General features: G+C 43.2%; 11 protein-coding genes and 5 tRNA genes. 13 read left to right on the top strand and 3 right to left on the bottom strand.

Annotated elements, in window-relative coordinates; all coding sequences use genetic code 11:
• Positions 1-4: 4 nt before the first annotated feature.
• From AB4589_RS15200 to AB4589_RS15190, 3 genes are all read right to left on the bottom strand, one after another.
• Positions 5-838 (bottom strand): sugar ABC transporter permease, encoded by an 834-nt coding sequence (locus AB4589_RS15200; protein WP_029223077.1) that lies wholly within the window; start codon positions 836-838, stop codon positions 5-7.
• Positions 839-875: 37 nt separating this feature from the next.
• The gene (locus AB4589_RS15195; protein WP_009847628.1) at positions 876-2,159 is read right to left on the bottom strand and encodes a carbohydrate ABC transporter permease; all 1,284 of its coding nucleotides are present in this window, start codon (positions 2,157-2,159) and stop codon (positions 876-878) included.
• Between the two features lie 127 nt (positions 2,160-2,286).
• Positions 2,287-3,531 carry a maltose ABC transporter substrate-binding protein gene (locus AB4589_RS15190; protein WP_009847627.1) on the bottom strand — a complete coding sequence of 415 codons (1,245 nt, stop codon included), beginning with the start codon at positions 3,529-3,531 and terminating at the stop codon, positions 2,287-2,289.
• 500 nt (positions 3,532-4,031) lie between these two features.
• Between AB4589_RS15190 and AB4589_RS15185 the strand changes: the two genes are divergently transcribed.
• From AB4589_RS15185 to AB4589_RS15125, 13 genes are all read left to right on the top strand, one after another.
• Entirely contained in the window at positions 4,032-5,063 is a 1,032-nt protein-coding gene (locus AB4589_RS15185; protein ID WP_012604766.1) for a hypothetical protein, read from the top strand.
• 37 nt (positions 5,064-5,100) lie between these two features.
• A complete protein-coding gene (lpxD, locus tag AB4589_RS15180; RefSeq protein WP_135382314.1) occupies positions 5,101-6,141 on the top strand; it encodes a UDP-3-O-(3-hydroxymyristoyl)glucosamine N-acyltransferase in 1,041 nt (346 codons plus the stop codon).
• A 96-nt stretch (positions 6,142-6,237) separates the two neighbouring features.
• On the top strand, positions 6,238-6,720 hold the full coding sequence (locus tag AB4589_RS15175) for a glycosidase (RefSeq protein WP_372100989.1): 483 nt from the start codon (positions 6,238-6,240) through the stop codon (positions 6,718-6,720).
• Between the two features lie 258 nt (positions 6,721-6,978).
• Complete coding sequence (locus AB4589_RS15170) at positions 6,979-8,100, top strand: ABC transporter ATP-binding protein (protein WP_012604763.1); 1,122 nt, start codon at positions 6,979-6,981, stop codon at positions 8,098-8,100.
• Between the two features lie 363 nt (positions 8,101-8,463).
• Positions 8,464-10,335 carry an alpha-amylase family glycosyl hydrolase gene (locus tag AB4589_RS15165; RefSeq protein ID WP_372100987.1) on the top strand — a complete coding sequence of 624 codons (1,872 nt, stop codon included), beginning with the start codon at positions 8,464-8,466 and terminating at the stop codon, positions 10,333-10,335.
• 250 nt (positions 10,336-10,585) lie between these two features.
• Complete coding sequence (gene alaS / locus AB4589_RS15160; RefSeq protein ID WP_372100985.1) at positions 10,586-13,219, top strand: alanine--tRNA ligase; 2,634 nt, start codon at positions 10,586-10,588, stop codon at positions 13,217-13,219.
• A gap of 219 nt (positions 13,220-13,438) precedes the next feature.
• Positions 13,439-14,620 carry an aspartate kinase gene (locus AB4589_RS15155; protein WP_372100983.1) on the top strand — a complete coding sequence of 394 codons (1,182 nt, stop codon included), beginning with the start codon at positions 13,439-13,441 and terminating at the stop codon, positions 14,618-14,620.
• 92 nt (positions 14,621-14,712) lie between these two features.
• The gene (csrA, locus tag AB4589_RS15150; RefSeq protein WP_009847619.1) at positions 14,713-14,910 is read left to right on the top strand and encodes a carbon storage regulator CsrA; all 198 of its coding nucleotides are present in this window, start codon (positions 14,713-14,715) and stop codon (positions 14,908-14,910) included.
• Positions 14,911-15,384: 474 nt separating this feature from the next.
• Positions 15,385-15,477, top strand: a tRNA-Ser gene (locus tag AB4589_RS15145).
• Between the two features lie 46 nt (positions 15,478-15,523).
• Positions 15,524-15,600 (top strand) — tRNA-Arg (locus AB4589_RS15140).
• Positions 15,601-15,644: 44 nt separating this feature from the next.
• A tRNA-Ser gene (locus tag AB4589_RS15135) sits at positions 15,645-15,737 on the top strand.
• Positions 15,738-15,821: 84 nt separating this feature from the next.
• A tRNA-Arg gene (locus tag AB4589_RS15130) sits at positions 15,822-15,898 on the top strand.
• Between the two features lie 88 nt (positions 15,899-15,986).
• A tRNA-Arg gene (locus tag AB4589_RS15125) sits at positions 15,987-16,063 on the top strand.

Raw genomic sequence — 16,063 nt, 5'->3', positions numbered from 1 at the left:
ATTATTATTCTTTAACTGCGCCGCTGACGAGGCCGGTAGTAATGTGTTTTTGAGTCGCAACAAATAGCAAAGTGATAGGTACTGCAACCAATAATGAACCCGCGGCAAACAGTGTGAAATTCTCCGCTGAGTTAGATGAAATCCAACTGAAAATACCGATGGCTAGCGTCATTTTTTCTTCGCTGCGTAAGATAAGCGTAGGTAAAATGAAGTCCATCCAAGGTGCGGTGAAAGACACTAAACCAACAAACACTAAGATAGGTTTCGCGAGAGGGAGAATGATCTCGAGGAAAATCGTCATGTGGCCTGCACCATCAATTTTTGCGGCTTCATCTAATGAAGTGGGAATGGCATCGAAATAACCTTTCACCAACCAAATCATGAATGGTAATGAGCCCGTTACATACACAAATAACAAGCCAGCATAGGTATCAATCAATCCCATTTTTGATAGCAAAATGTAGATAGCCGTCATCGAAAGAAAGGCCGGGAACATCTGCAATACAAGAATGCTCATCATAATGTTGCGCTTACCATTGAAGCGGTAGCGAGAGAACACAAACGCTGAAATAGTCACGACAACCAGTGAGATAACCATATTCGCTGTCGCGAGAAGAAAGGTGTTTTTATACCAGTCTAAATAGGGTGTGTCCGTGAATAACGCGCGGTAGTGGTCGAGCGTAAAGTCAATACTTGTGAAAGAAGAACTGAATAAGTTATTCCCCGTTTTGAATGAAGCTAGCACTGTCCAAATCACTGGGCCAAGTACTAATAATGCGTTGGCAATGAGAAATAAGTACACGACTAGGGTGCCTATTTTGCCAATGTATTTGTCCATGTTAATTAACTTACCCGTACTATTTAAATTAGCCATGTTACATACCTACATCGTCTTTGAATGACTTCATGCGGCTGAATTGCCATATCGCAATACCAGACAAGAACAAGAAAATAATGATTGAGATAACCGAAGCGATTTGATATTGCTGGAAGTCGAGCGTGAGCTTGTAAATCCAAGTGATCAGAATGTCGGTATGTCCTGCAAATCGATATTCAGGGTTGATAGGACCCCCTTCGGTTAACAGGTAAATCGCCCCAAAGTTATTGAAGTTATGGGCAAAGGTCATGACCAACGATGGGGCCACTTGGTGCAACACCATAGGCAGGGTGATTTCTTTAAATTGCTGGAATTTGCTTGCACCATCGACTTCACTGGCTTCATAAAGTTCGCTTGAAATGTTAGTCAGTGCCCCTGCAATAAGCAGCATAAAGTAAGGTGCGCCAACCCAAACACTCACCGCGATAACGGTAATTTTTGCGGTGAAGGGGTCTGATAAGAAGGCAATCGAATCAAAGCCCCACGAGTTTAACGTTGCGTTGACTGGTCCAATACCATTCAGTAGTAAGCGGAACATCAATAAGGTCACGAAAGCCGGAATGGCATAAGGGAGAATAAAGATAAAGCGCCATGCTTTTTTTGCTTTAATGTTTCTATTTTGTAGCGCAAGCGCCAGTAAGAAACCAAACCCACAAGTACATATGGTGGCAAAAAATGCCCACAGAACCGTCCAAGAAGCGACACCGAAGAAAGTGCTCGACCATATTTTTAGTTCAAATAGTGAAACAAAGTTTTTAAACCCCACCCAATCTACGAGGTTTCTTGGTGGGATATGATGAGGTGCCGAATAGTTAGTGAAAGAGACGAGTACCGTAATAATGATTGGTAAAATAATGAATGCGATACTGGCAATAAAAGCTGGCGATAGCATGATGAACGCGAACTTTTGGTCGTAAATGTCTTTAAATTGTTCTCGAAGATTCAGTCGTGACTTAAGGCTGACTTTTGCATCTTGGACATTAGCGATGTACAGACAGATGAATAAGAAGCTGTAGAGTAAGGCTATGACTCCTTCGACCAACATAAAGACAGAGTTATCGCCCTGTAATATTTTAAAGCCTTCACGAACTTGAGCGACATCTCCTAAAGTGACTAAGCCTTTTAGCGAGGCCAACAGCTCCGGGAGAATCAACAATGTGATTAGCTGCATGGCTAAAAATACACCGCCTTTTATCCAATGACCTTTTACGATCTGTGTACTCCCCATAATAAGGAGTGAAGCGGGCATTCGTGATGCCGGCTGATTCTCTGTTAACAACATTGTTTATCTCTATTGTTTAGGTTGTCGTTATGTATTCGTTTTCTGGTCACGCCCTGAACTAGCGCTGTGGCTTTATGACACAGCGCATGAGCTAAGTCGCTTGTAAGTCGCGACGGGAGTTCAGAGGTTACTCTTGTAATTCTATTTGTTCTTCGATGATCGAAAGCGCACGGTCAAGAACAGAACTCGCAGGTTTATCGTTTACCCAGTAGTCTGTAATAGCACTGGCCATTGGTGACCAAATGAAGCCCATTTCAGGAATCGATGGCATTGCGTCTGAGTAGAAACCTTGCGTAATAATGGCGTAAGTGGCTTCATCGGCATCAACAATGATCTCTTCCATAACTGACTGGATCGGAGGGAGTGCTCTTGACATCTCATAGCGTTTTTTCAGCATCGCGTCGGAAGTAAGGTAGTCAGCAAATAATTGTGCGGCTTTCGGATACTCAGTGTAAGAAGACACAACCGCAAGACGAACAGTTGCAAAAGTGCGTGGTTGTTGGCCTGCTAATTTAGGCATAGGTACAACACCAAGATTTATCCCTGATTCTTGATACCCTTCGATTGCCCAAGGGCCGTCGATAATAGCGGCGACTTTTCCTTCATTAAATAAGCCACGACGTACTTGCGGGTTGCGCATATCAACTGGATTTGAATTGTTGGCCACTTGCAGGGTTTTCATTGCTTCTAAGCCTTGTTGGGCTTTTTCAGAATTGATGCCGATGTCTTTTGCATCGGTACCGTTATTACCAAATTCGTATGCGCCGTAAAGCGTGACAAACATACGAGACTCGTAATAGTTCTGTATGTCCCAGAGCAGTGCGTATTTATGTTCTTGCTTATTGTTGAAAGTTTTTGAAAATTCGATAATTTCTTCAAAAGTCTCAGGTGCTTTAGTCAGTAAATCTTTATTGTAGAACAGAGCGGTAGTAGCGAAGCTAACTGGGAAGCCATAGCTCACCCCTTCAGCTTGAGACGCATTAATCGCATTTGGCATAAAAGTATTCGAGATACGTTCGGCAGACACCAGATTCTCCATCGCCCCACCTGCCACGACTAATCGCCCCAATAAGTCATGTTCAATCTCTACTACATCTGCCACGCGAGCAGAGCCGCCATCCTGAATCAAACGAGAAGCGGCATCGATCGGCGCTAACCCACGGAATGAAAAATCAATATCGTATCCTAACTCTTTATTAAAGGACTGAGCGGCGTACTCCATGTAGTCGAGTGTTGTTTTGTCGGTCCAGATTAACAACTCAGCCCCATTTTCTGGCTGAATTGTGTCTGCGTTTGCATCTGCTGCAGCCGTTAATGTACTGGTCGTTAACGTTGCCGCCATTAAGGCTGCCGCGAATAGATTCTTTTTCATTCCTGAATTTTTCATACTGACACCGCGCTATTTAAAATCATAGTAGTCGTTCGTTAAGTACTACTATGGTATGTCTCGCCGACAATATGTCAACATCACCTGGTTAAAATGTCAGCGTATTTGTGATGCTTGTCACCTTCCGTTTGTGCTTTTTACATCTAGTAGCTATAGGGTTTTATGCCTTGTTTATTGGGGGGGTTGAACGGTGCTTTGTTCGTTTTGATACTTAGATTAATGAAAAGCCTACCGTTTGTGATGGTGATCAATAATCTCCGCAGTCAAGGGTGATTGATCTCTCATTTCTAAATTCAATAGGAAGCAAAACATTTATAATTCTAGAACAATAAATAGGCGTTCATTACGGACGACTATGTTTTTCTGGTTAAATGTTGCGAAATCAGCAAGCCTATCAAGAGACACCGTGGATAGATAAAGAGAAACAGTGAACAAAAATAACCCTACAAATAACAACAAATGATTCAGTGAAGAATCAATAAGGAATGACCGTGAAAAAAACATTATTGTCTGTAGTGATCACCAACACTCTACTTATTAGTGCTGGCGCTTCGGCTGCTGATGACCGAACTATGTCTCCAAGTGATATCTTTTTTTATGACGCTTTAAAATTTGGTGGGCATGTTGGAACATCGATTGAAGTCGAAGAGAAAAACATCACTGATTTTGCATCATGGGGTGGTGGCAAGTCTAAAGAGCGTACAACGACTCATGAAGTGTTTAACGTCTTCTATAACAACGCTGCGTGGAATGCGACAGCACTTTACGCGTTCAAACTTGAAAATCGTAAGAAAAAGAAAGGCGCATACGCAGAAACAGAAAATGGATATAAGCACTTATTATCATTAAATAAAAGTTTTCAGCTAGGAAATGGTTGGGGAACGGGCTTGATCTATGAGTTGGAATATACAAAGGGTGATATTGTTACTTCTGCGAAAGTAGACGGCTTGAAAACCACGAAAGCTGAGCACAGTATTCGTCCATACCTTACGTACTGGAATAATGAATATTCAGCGGGCTTCTATTCAAACCTAGAGTACCTATACAACGATTCAGATAAGAGTGCTTGGGGTTCTCGTGAAGAGGAAGGTTACAGTCTCTTATTTAAACCTTACAAGCGCTTTGGTCAGTGGGAAGTTGCAGCTGAGCTCTACTATCAAGTTAAAGAAAATAAAGCGAAAACCGCTAACGGTTCACTCAATGAAGCCAGCGATTTCACCGAGATGTACATTGAGCCAATCGTTCAGTACAGCTTTGAAGAAGCCGGCACTATGTACGTTCGTGCTCGTATTGGTGAAAACGAAACGAAACATACAGACGGTTGGGCAAAGAACGAAACTTTCTTCAAAGATATTCGTAAGGCAACTTTAGGCTATGAGCAAGCAATTGGCGACGATTGGTTGGTAAAAGGCGAACTTGAGTGGGCTAAAGACACAGAGACTTTCTCTAAGCTGAAAGGCGAAGAGAAAACTGTAGAACAAGAAACAATGTATCTACAAGCGCTTTACCGCTTCTAAGTGGTATTAATCACAACTCAAATGACAGAGTAATATTATGATCAAAGTTTCAGATATCGCCCAAATCGTTGGTGGAAAAATTGAAGGTGATAACACGGTAGAAATATCTAAGATTCGCCCAGTTTCCAGCGTAGAAGAGGGCGGCTTAGCCATTGTCTTTGCTAAAGCCGATTTAAAAGGGCTATCTGAAACTTTGGCTGATGTCATTGTTGGGCCAGAAGCCATTTTACAGACTAAAGCAAAAACAAAAATCGTGATTGAGAAGCTCGAAGCTGAGAAGCTCAATCAACTAATGCGTCATTATAAAGTTCAAAAATATCAATTATTTGATCAAGGGAATACATCAGATACTCCCGATGTTTATATCGGAAAGCATTGTCAAATAGGTGAAGGTTGCCATTTCATGCCCGGTGTTAAAATCATGAACGGTGTAACAATCGGCAATAACGTTGCAATTCATGCCAATACAGTCATCAAAGAAGGCACAGTGATTGGTAACAATGTCACCATCGACTCTAACAACTCCATTGGTAATTACAGCTTCGAATACATGACCGGGCACAACACCCGTTATGAACGCGTGGAAAGTGTGGGTCGAGTGATCATTGGTGATGAAGTTGAAATTGGCTGTAATAACACCATCGACAGAGGCACTTTAGGCGACACCGTTATTGGTCGTGGAACCAAAATAGATAACCTAGTGCAAATAGGGCATGACTGCAAAATAGGCCAGCATTGTTTACTGGTATCTCAGGCTGGTTTTGCGGGCCACACTACCTTGGAAGATCATGTCATTGTTCATGGTCAAGCCGGTACCGCAGGGCATCTTACTATCGGGAAAAACTCCGTTATTAAAGCCAAATCAGGTGTGAGCCACTCTTTCCCTGCCAATAGTGATCTGTTCGGTTATCCGGCGAAAGATGCACGTTCTTATTATAAAAACTTAGCCGTATTGAACAAATTAACTCATCAAAAAAACAGTAACCCCCGTCCAAACTCTAAATCGTTAGAACTTGATACAGACAAAAGAGCGGTGGTACCGAAAAAGAGCTTAATAGCGAGACTATTTCGTTTATAGGTTGCCGAAGCGAGAGCTTAAAAATTAAAGCCCTAACTCGCGATGACTAAAACGGAATAGAACCCTACATATATAAAAAATAATAAGGAAATGACAATGAAACGTACTCTACTTGTAGCCGCACTTTTATCTTCAGCGTTAATGGGCTGTGCGAGCACAGCTGACACGCCAGCAGCTGATCAAATGAAAGCAACAGGTCCTTTCGCCGATTGTAATCTCGCCACGGTGGAAGATCGCGGGCCAATTCGTCCTTCACTTTATGTTATAGGCACTTTCCCTGATGGTCAGTGGCTCCACATGGAAAACCGTCAAATGTCGCATAAAGGCAAAGGTATTTACCAAGTGGTAAGCGAAGAAAAAGCGGGCAACGTAAGTTTGCAGTTCGCAACGATGGGCTGGTCTCCACAATTTACCGCAGCTGGCATGTCGATGACGACAGGTTATGAGAAAGCGCTAAAACGCGGTGGCTTTGCAAAAAACACAACCGTTAATATTCCAGAAGATGGCAAATATTTATGGAGTGTTGAAATTAGCGAAGATAAGAAGCCGGTTCGCGCATTGGTTAAAGCGTGTAAATAAGCGATGTAGCCAACCTACATGACCCACTCTATATCACTATTTATAACCACGCTTTATAACACCGTTTATAAACTCGTGGTTGAACGCAGTGATACAGAAGAAAGGTGCTCTGAATATCAGAGTACCTATGTTTTAAACATAAACCCTAAATGTTCAATGATTAACGTTTACGTCTTTTTAGCCAGTAACTTGAGAGCTCCAGTCACTGGCTAAAAAGATTTTTACCTATCAAGATTTAACCCGTATTCGGAGTTTCAAATGGCAACAGTTAGCCTGCGTAAAGTAGAAAAACAGTACGATAATGGTTTTAAAGCCGTACACGGAATTGACTTAGATATTCACGAAGGTGAGTTCATGGTATTTGTGGGGCCGTCTGGTTGCGCCAAATCTACCACATTGCGAATGATTGCTGGCTTAGAAGATATCTCAGCAGGCGAAGTGCGTATTGGCGATAGAGTGGTGAATGATTTAGCGCCTAAAGAGCGTGGTATTGCCATGGTATTCCAAAACTATGCGTTGTACCCACACAAAACGGTCTTCGATAACATGGCCTTTGGTTTGAAAATGCAAAAGCGACCAAAAGAAGAGATCAAACAACGCGTAGAAGATGCCGCTGAAAAACTAGAAATTACTGATCTCCTGTATCGTAAGCCTAAAGAAATGTCGGGTGGTCAGCGTCAGCGTGTCGCGGTGGGACGAGCCATTGTTCGTAAACCAGACGTGTTCTTATTTGATGAGCCTCTATCCAATCTTGATGCCAAACTGCGTGTTTCGATGCGTGTAAAAATTGCACAACTACACAAGTCTCTTAAAGATGAAGGTAACCCTGCGACCATGATTTATGTCACGCACGATCAAACGGAAGCTTTAACCTTAGGCGACCGAATTTGTGTATTAAATCAAGGTAACATTATGCAAGTGGACACGCCGACCAACTTGTACAACGCACCGCAGAACAAGTTTGTGGCGGGTTTTATCGGCTCCCCAGCCATGAATCTAGTGAACACAACCCTACGCAAGTTAGGTGATGATATTTACGTGGAACTTGCCCCTAACGCCCAAATTATTATTCCTAAACGTTTGCAAGAAAAGCTTGTGGATCATATTGATAAGCCTGTGTGTCTAGGCATTCGACCTGAACACATAAATATTGCCGCTGATGATGAGATGGTGAACGTACACCCTGGTGAGCTGACCGTGGTTGAAAACTTAGGGAATGAAAAATACCTGTATTTCAAATTGGGTGATAACGAAATTGTTGCGCGAGTGAATAACCAAAGCATAAGTACATCAGATATTGGCAGCCAAGTACGCTTTAATTTTGATTCTGCGTTTTGTCATATTTTTGATGGTGAAACCGAACAGAACCTGACGTTGTAAAATCAGGCATTATTGGCATTAACTATCGTAGATGAATGGTTTCAATAGAACGTTCTAACACCTCACTTTAATAATATGCCCTAAGTATCTCACTTTGGCTTAAGGGCATAATAAAAATATAAATGAATCCTGAGAACTCATTCTCAAGATACTGTCACGCCTCAATTAAATAGAACTTATATAAGGAAGGTTTTATTCGTACAGCTGACTTCATCGCTTCTGACATTATTTAACGCGGCCGTAATGGTTGTATGGGAGGGAGACTATATAGCATGCTCACGAAACACGACCTGATAGTTAAATCGCGTGACAAGAATATAAAACAATAACCTACACCAACATAACGTGAATAAAGGACGACACATGAAGAATAAGCTTATTGTGCTATCAGCATTACTGGCTTCCCTACCTGCTATGGCAGATTGGAACCAGGCCTATTTCCGTGGTACAGCCAATAACTGGCAAGCCGAATCTATGGTTAAAGTGAAAGCAAACCACTGGCAAATAGTGAAAAAATTTAATACCGGTGATGGAACGAACTCTCCTAGTTTTAAGGTTGATCGCTTTGGTGATTGGTCTGAAAACTACCCTCTATCAAATTTCTCTGTTGACCCTAATAAAACCTACGAAATTAATTTCTATGACGACACGAATAAAGTGGTGGTCCATGAAAAACTTCCCTTTGATATGCGTGATGAAACCATGTATTTCGTGTTTCTTGACCGTTTCTATGATGGCGATTCAGCCAATAATACATCGACGGGTGCCGACATGTATTCGGCAGACAAATCGGATTTCAAAAAATACTTTGGTGGTGACTTAAAAGGTTTAACTGCAAAGCTAGATTACTTGCATGATATGGGGATCACGGCCATTTGGATAACGCCTCCAGCTGATAACATTAACGTACCTGACAGTCGGGGGGGAGCGGGTTACCACGGCTACTGGGGACGTGACTTCTTTAAAGTCGACGAGCATCTGGGTACCGTTGCCGATTTTAAAGCATTAAAGACGAAAATGGATAGCTACGGCATGAAACTCGTACTGGACTATGCGCCTAATCACTCTAACCCTGATGATGAAGGGGAATACGGTGCACTTTATAAAAAGGGTGTCCGAGTTACCGACTACAAAAATGATAATGCAGGGTATTACCATCATAATGGAGCGATCGCTGAAAACGGTAAAGATTGGGAATGGAACGACGCATGGGCGGTTCGTAATAAAACCTTGTTTAACTTAACCGATTTTGACCAACGTAAAGATGGCCCTGCGCGTCAGTACTTGATTGATGGCGCGAAATTCTGGGTAGACTTAGGGGTGGATGCGATTCGTATTGATGCGGTGAAACATATGGATAAAGAGTTTATCCAAGATTTTACTGGCCAAATAAACGCGTACGCGAAGAAAAGCCAAGGTAAAGATTTCTATTTCTTTGGTGAGTGGATGGATTCAGGTGCTGACGCAACGGGATCAAACTTTGCCTCTATAGATTTTGCCAATACATCAGGCTCTGCATTGCTTGATTTTGGTTTGAGAAACACCATCGAAAACGCCTTGCTAAACCACAATGGCACTGGTATGTATGCCATTAATAACTACATGAAGCTGAGAGACCAGAAATTCACAAGCAGTGATTGGCAAGTGGTGTTCTTAGATAACCACGATGCGTCACGTATCTCTACGGTTTTGCGTTCCGATGCGAAGAACTTTGGCGCAGGTAAAGACAAGTGGGGTGGTCGTCAAAGTGTTGCATTTGCACAAGACAGAGTGGAGCTGGGTTTAGCGCTTATCATGACCTCTCGTGGTATCCCATGTATTTACTATGGAACAGAGCACTACGCAGCTAACTTCACTACCAACGGTTTTGGCCAGCAAGGTAACGACCCATACAACCGTGAAATGATGCCAAGTTTTGATAAAACGACCAATGCTTACAAGATGATTAAAAAGTTGAGTAAGTTACGTAAAGACAGCTATGCGGTGCAGCAAGGTGATTATATCGAGCGCTGGATAAGCAATGATGTATTGGTATATGAACGTAACGCAGGCGATGACGTAGTTGTGGTTGCAATGAACCTCGGTCAAGGTACATCGGTTAACGCGGTGAATTTAGGATTGGCAAACGGAACTTACGACAGTGTATTAGGCACTGACCAAGTAGTTGTTTCTAATGGCAGTGGCACATTTAATCTAGACCAAAATGAAGTGGTTATCTTACGCACTAAGCACTAGCAGGTAATACAGGCTATTGATAACGGTTTTACTGGTTTTTGATTGAGTATCAACAGCATAAACCTCGTACATAGTGTGCGAGGTTTTTTTTATTTTTCTTCGCTTGAGCTAGTGGAATATTCTTCATTTTATCGAATTCCAACTAAAATCCTGCCCAAGGGTGTCTTTTCTACAAGAAAACTAGTCGAAGCCTTAACCATGATCTACAATACGGCAAAATTCTAACTCGACTATTTTCAGGAAGAGCTGCATGTACATGAGCACTGATGAGGTTCGCAACGCGTTCCTTAAGTTCTTTGAGAGCAAAGAACACCAAATCGTAGACAGTTCATCGTTAGTTCCACATAACGATCCAACCCTGCTATTTACTAACGCAGGCATGAACCAATTCAAAGATTGCTTCTTAGGCGCCGAAAAACGTGCCTACACTCGAGCAACTACGGCTCAGCGTTGTGTACGTGCGGGTGGTAAACACAATGACCTTGAAAACGTAGGTTTCACGGCTCGTCACCACACGTTCTTCGAAATGCTAGGCAACTTCAGCTTTGGCGACTACTTCAAAGAAGAAGCGATTGGCTTTGCTTGGGAATTCCTGACTGAAACACTAGGTCTGCCAAAAGATCGCCTGTTAGTAACGGTTTACGAGACAGATGACGAAGCATTCGAAATCTGGAACAAGAAAGTGGGCATCCCAGCTGACAAGATTGTTCGCATCGGCGACAAAGAAGGTGGCAAGAAGTTTGAATCTGATAACTTCTGGACAATGGGTGACACAGGCCCTTGTGGTCCATGTACTGAAATCTTCTACGATCACGGTGAGCACATTTGGGGTGGCCGCCCTGGTACACCTGAAGAAGATGGTGACCGTTTTATCGAGATTTGGAACAACGTATTCATGCAGTTCAACCGTCACGCTGACGGCACTATGGAACCGCTACCTAAGCCAGCTGTAGATACTGGTATGGGTATTGAGCGTATCTCTGCAATCATGCAGGGCGTTCACTCTAACTACGAAATTGATGTATTCCAAAAGCTAATCAAAGCGACAGCAGAAGTGGTGGGTCACGACGACCTATCTAACCAATCGCTGCGCGTTATTGCTGACCACATCCGTTCTTGTTCATTCCTAATCGCTGATGGCGTAATGCCTTCAAACGAAGGTCGTGGCTACGTTCTACGTCGTATTATTCGTCGTGCAGTTCGTCACGGTAACAAGATTGGTGCACAAGGCGTGTTCTTCCACAAACTTGTGGGCGTACTGGCTGAAGTGATGGGTTCTGCAGCTGAAGAGCTTAAGAAACAACAAGAGCTTGTTGAAAAAGTACTTCGCATCGAAGAAGAGAACTTTGGTCGCACGCTAGAGCGTGGCATGGTTATCCTAAACCAAGAATTGGATGTTATTGAATCTGAGCTTAATTTAGCTATTCAGAATAAAGAGCAATATAGCAATGAAGTATTTGGGGTTTTACCAGGTGAGGTTGTGTTTAAATTGTATGACACATACGGCTTCCCAGCAGACCTTACTAACGATGTAGCGCGAGAGCGAAATTTATTTATTGATGAAGAAGGCTTTGAAAAGGCGATGGAAGAGCAGCGTCAGCGTGCTCGTGAAGCGGGCCAATTCGGCACGGATTACAACGCGACGATCAAAGTAGACACCAACACTGATTTCTGTGGCTACACAGGTACTGAAGGTTCAGGTGAAATCTCTGCGCTATTCGTTGACGGCGAAGAAGTATCTTCACTATCGGCTGGCGACAAAGCAATCATCATCCTTGAAGAGACACCATTCTACGCTGAGTCAGGCGGTCAATGTGGTGACGCGGGTACGCTAAGCACAGAGTCAGGTCTATTCAAAGTACAAGATACTCAAAAGCTAGGTAATGCATTTGCACACCACGGTGAGCTAGTTGAAGGCGTATTTGCTCAAGGCGATAAAGTAGACGCTATTGTTGACGCTGAGCGTCGTGCTGCTATTTCACTAAACCACTCTGCAACTCACTTACTTCACTCTGCACTACGCGAAGTGCTAGGTGAGCACGTTGCTCAGAAAGGTTCTTTAGTTAAGCCAGACAACCTACGTTTTGACTTCTCTAATCTTGAAGCGGTAACACCAGCACAGATTAAAGAAGTAGAGCGTCTAGTTAACGCACAAGTTCGTAAGAACCATGTGATTGAAACTAACATCATGGACATCGAGTCAGCGAAAGAAAAAGGTGCGATGGCACTGTTTGGCGAGAAGTACGATGATGAAGTTCGCGTTCTGTCTATGGGCGATTTCTCTACTGAGCTTTGTGGTGGTATCCACGCGAGCAACACCGGTGATATCGGTCTATTCAAGATCACTTCTGAAGGTGGTATTGCTGCGGGTATTCGTCGAATTGAAGCGGTAACGGGTGAAGCTGCTCTAGATGCAGTAGAAGCTCAGGCTAACGCTTACGAAGAGAAGCTTGCTGAATCAGCTAAGAAAGCGAAATCGCTAGAGAAAGAAATCCAACTACTTAAAGAAAAGATGGCTGCAGCTGAAGGTGCAAACATCATGGGTAAAGTAGAAGAGATCTCTGGTACTAAGGTACTGGTTGCTGCCATTGAAGGTGCAGACAACAAGAACCTACGTACTATGGTTGATAACGCTAAAAACCAAGTAGGTAGCGGCATCATCCTGATCGCGAACGTAGCAGACGGTAAAGTTGGCCTGATTGCTGGCGTAACTAAAGACCTTATCGGCAAAGTTAAAGCGGGTGACCTCGTTAAGATGGTTGCTGAGCAAGTTGGCGGTAAAGGCGGCGGTCGTCCAGATATGGCTCAAGCGGGTGGTACTAACGTTGAAGCACTACCTGAAGCGCTCAAATCAGTACGTATTTGGCTTGAAGAGCGTCTTTAAGCTTAAGTAATTGATACAAAGATGCCCAATCAACTGATTGGGCATCTTTTATTTTGCCCATTGGAAGAACCTTTGAAAAAGGTTTGATTGAGATTAACCAAGAAGGCTAATGGTAACGTTAGACTCCTTGGTTAATTTTTATTGCTTCGCCATGACGCGGAGTATGTGTTTTTTTGTCATATATAGACATTGGTCTTGGGAAGGTGAGGAAGGGTGAAAATGCCTCTTATCGTGCAGAAATTTGGTGGAACGTCGGTGGGTTCAATTGAACGAATCCATCATGTAGCAGAAAAAATCATTGAAGCGAAAAATGAAGGGAACCAGATCCTGGTTGTCGTTTCTGCTATGTCAGGTGAAACAAATCGGTTAGTTAACTTAGCTTCACAAGTTGATAGCGTACCAAACGCTAGAGAGTTGGATGTGCTGTTAACGGCCGGAGAACAAGTTTCCATGGCTTTGTTGGCGATGACGTTGCACAAGTTGGGTTATGAAGCGACATCGATGACTGGCTATCAAGCCAAAATACACACCGATTCTAATCATAATAATGCGACGATTGAGCGTATTGATACCGCTCCTATTAAAGCGCTGTTAGATGATGACCAGATTGTCATTGTTGCAGGTTTTCAAGGCGTTAATGCAAAAGGTGATATCACAACCTTAGGGCGAGGTGGTTCAGACACCACGGCCGTTGCGTTGGCAGGCGCCCTTCAAGCGAAAGAGTGTCAGATATATACCGATTTTGATGGCGTATATTCCTGCGACCCTAGAGTGGTTAAGCAATCTAAGAAATTAGATACCTTAGACTTTCCCTCTATGGAAGAAATGGCTCGCAGAGGCGCTAAGGTTTTACACCTTCCATGTGTTCAACATGCGTGGCGACACAATGTACCATTGAGAGTGCTTTCGAGCTTTGAAGAAGGCGAGGGAACTCTTATCGCGGGTAATGACTGTTTGAATGATATTGCTGGGATAGCCATTCAAAGAGATATGGTTCGCGTCGAGTGTTTGAATCAAGATTTACCGTCTCTCATGTCGCATTGCCATTTATTAGGGATTGAAGTCTGTAGTGTGATCGAGGAAACAGAACGGGCAGCACTCATTATCAAACCGGACATTAGTGCTAAATTAAAACTAGTTTTTGACGAGAAAATCCGTAATAGTGAACAGGTTAGTTTGTTAACTGTGGTAGGAAGCCGAACACAAGAAATTGTGGTCAGTTCACATGGATTGTTGTCTGAAGGCGAAATTGATGTACAGCATCACTTATTGCAACAGCAGTCTTTAACTTTGGTGATATCACCAACGCAAGTCGATATGGCTGCTAACATATTACACAATGCATACATCGTAGCGCGTGAAACACAGGGTTATCCTAAAAAAGAAGTGCATTTTGGTTAAATAAACTCAATCGATAGTTTACGAAAATATAACTTTTGTTGGATAATGCTCGCGTAGCTAGATAAATTTAGAGATTACTCAAGGAGCAAAGAATGCTAATTTTGACTCGCCGCGTTGGCGAAACACTGATGATTGGTGACGAAGTAACAGTTACTGTACTAGGCGTTAAAGGTAACCAAGTACGTATTGGTGTTAACGCACCTAAAGAAGTATCTGTTCACCGTGAAGAGATCTACATGCGCATTCAAGCTGAAAAAGGTAATGGTAACGTTGCACCCGGCAACTACTAATACTTTTGCGTAGAGAAGAGGCTAGCATTGTTGCTAGCCTTTTTTGATCTTGGGGAAATGGAAATACGCATTTGAACATCGATGGGGTGGTAGCGGGTTAGTCTTAACGCGGTGAAGTGAGAGCTTTATGACGTTATGAAATACAAATAGGATCGATCATCGCTATTACACGGTATTTTGTCTGCGCAAACTCAAGATTTGTTAGCTTCCCCTATGGCGCAAATACGCATCCCGTAGTATTGTGCAAACAGCGGTAGCACTTGCTGCTGGATAAATTAGATAATTGTTTTCGGCTATTTATTATTGCCAATCTTTCACCTTAATTTTTAAGGGAAAAAGCGCGATTTGAAGCTTATAAGTTCAATTTGCAAGCGCTTTGATTAAATAGCAAACGGTTGAGTGTTTTTGTCCAATTTTTTTCAATAAAGTGTTTGACATATTTTCGGTAAAACGTAATATGTGCCTCCGCAAGACGGTGAGGTGGCCGAGAGGCCGAAGGCGCTCCCCTGCTAAGGGAGTATGTGGTTTGTAGCCGCATCGAGGGTTCGAATCCCTCCCTCACCGCCATTTCTTGCACGTTTGAATTTGCAAGCAAACACAGAAGTAACAATGTGCGCCCTTAGCTCAGCTGGATAGAGTACCTGGCTACGAACCAGGCGGTCGGAGGTTCGAATCCTCCAGGGCGCACCATTCTCTTTACTCTTACTTGTAAGTGTTTCGAGAATAATGAATAAGGTGAGGTGGCCGAGTGGCCGAAGGCGCTCCCCTGCTAAGGGAGTATGTGGTTTGTAGCCGCATCGAGGGTTCGAATCCCTCCCTCACCGCCATTCATTACAGGCCTATGGCCTTTTTTTTGTTTCGTAGAAACAGAATGTGATATATTTCACAACTTCTTCTCTTGAAGATACCGTGCGCCCTTAGCTCAGCTGGATAGAGTACCTGGCTACGAACCAGGCGGTCGGAGGTTCGAATCCTCCAGGGCGCACCACTATTTAGGGTTTTCATTAATCCTGATGTTGAACGTTTAGTTTTAACTGCTTTATTGCCTTAACTAACAGCTTAATATCGAAACCGTTGCGCCCTTAGCTCAGCTGGATAGAGTACCTGGCTACGAACCAGGCGGTCGGAGGTTCGAATCCTCCAGGGCGCACCA

It is taken from the genome of Vibrio sp. 10N.222.49.A3, assembly GCF_041475145.1.
Taxonomy (GTDB): Bacteria; Pseudomonadota; Gammaproteobacteria; order Enterobacterales; family Vibrionaceae; genus Vibrio; species Vibrio tasmaniensis_A.
This window is presented reverse-complemented; position numbering and strand designations above follow the sequence as displayed.

Bases quoted from the DNA above. Each gene is read 5' to 3' on its own strand.
- AB4589_RS15175 (WP_372100989.1), top strand. From the start codon at position 6,238: ATGAAACGTACTCTACTTGTAGCCGCACTTTTATCTTCAGCGTTAATG.
- AB4589_RS15165 (WP_372100987.1), top strand. From the start codon at position 8,464: ATGAAGAATAAGCTTATTGTGCTATCAGCATTACTGGCTTCCCTACCT.
- AB4589_RS15185 (WP_012604766.1), top strand. From the start codon at position 4,032: ATGACCGTGAAAAAAACATTATTGTCTGTAGTGATCACCAACACTCTA.
- lpxD (WP_135382314.1), top strand. From the start codon at position 5,101: ATGATCAAAGTTTCAGATATCGCCCAAATCGTTGGTGGAAAAATTGAA.
- AB4589_RS15195 (WP_009847628.1), bottom strand. From the start codon at position 2,159: ATGTTGTTAACAGAGAATCAGCCGGCATCACGAATGCCCGCTTCACTC.
- AB4589_RS15190 (WP_009847627.1), bottom strand. From the start codon at position 3,531: ATGAAAAAGAATCTATTCGCGGCAGCCTTAATGGCGGCAACGTTAACG.
- AB4589_RS15200 (WP_029223077.1), bottom strand. From the start codon at position 838: ATGGACAAATACATTGGCAAAATAGGCACCCTAGTCGTGTACTTATTT.
- csrA (WP_009847619.1), top strand. From the start codon at position 14,713: ATGCTAATTTTGACTCGCCGCGTTGGCGAAACACTGATGATTGGTGAC.
- AB4589_RS15170 (WP_012604763.1), top strand. From the start codon at position 6,979: ATGGCAACAGTTAGCCTGCGTAAAGTAGAAAAACAGTACGATAATGGT.
- alaS (WP_372100985.1), top strand. From the start codon at position 10,586: ATGTACATGAGCACTGATGAGGTTCGCAACGCGTTCCTTAAGTTCTTT.
- AB4589_RS15155 (WP_372100983.1), top strand. From the start codon at position 13,439: ATGCCTCTTATCGTGCAGAAATTTGGTGGAACGTCGGTGGGTTCAATT.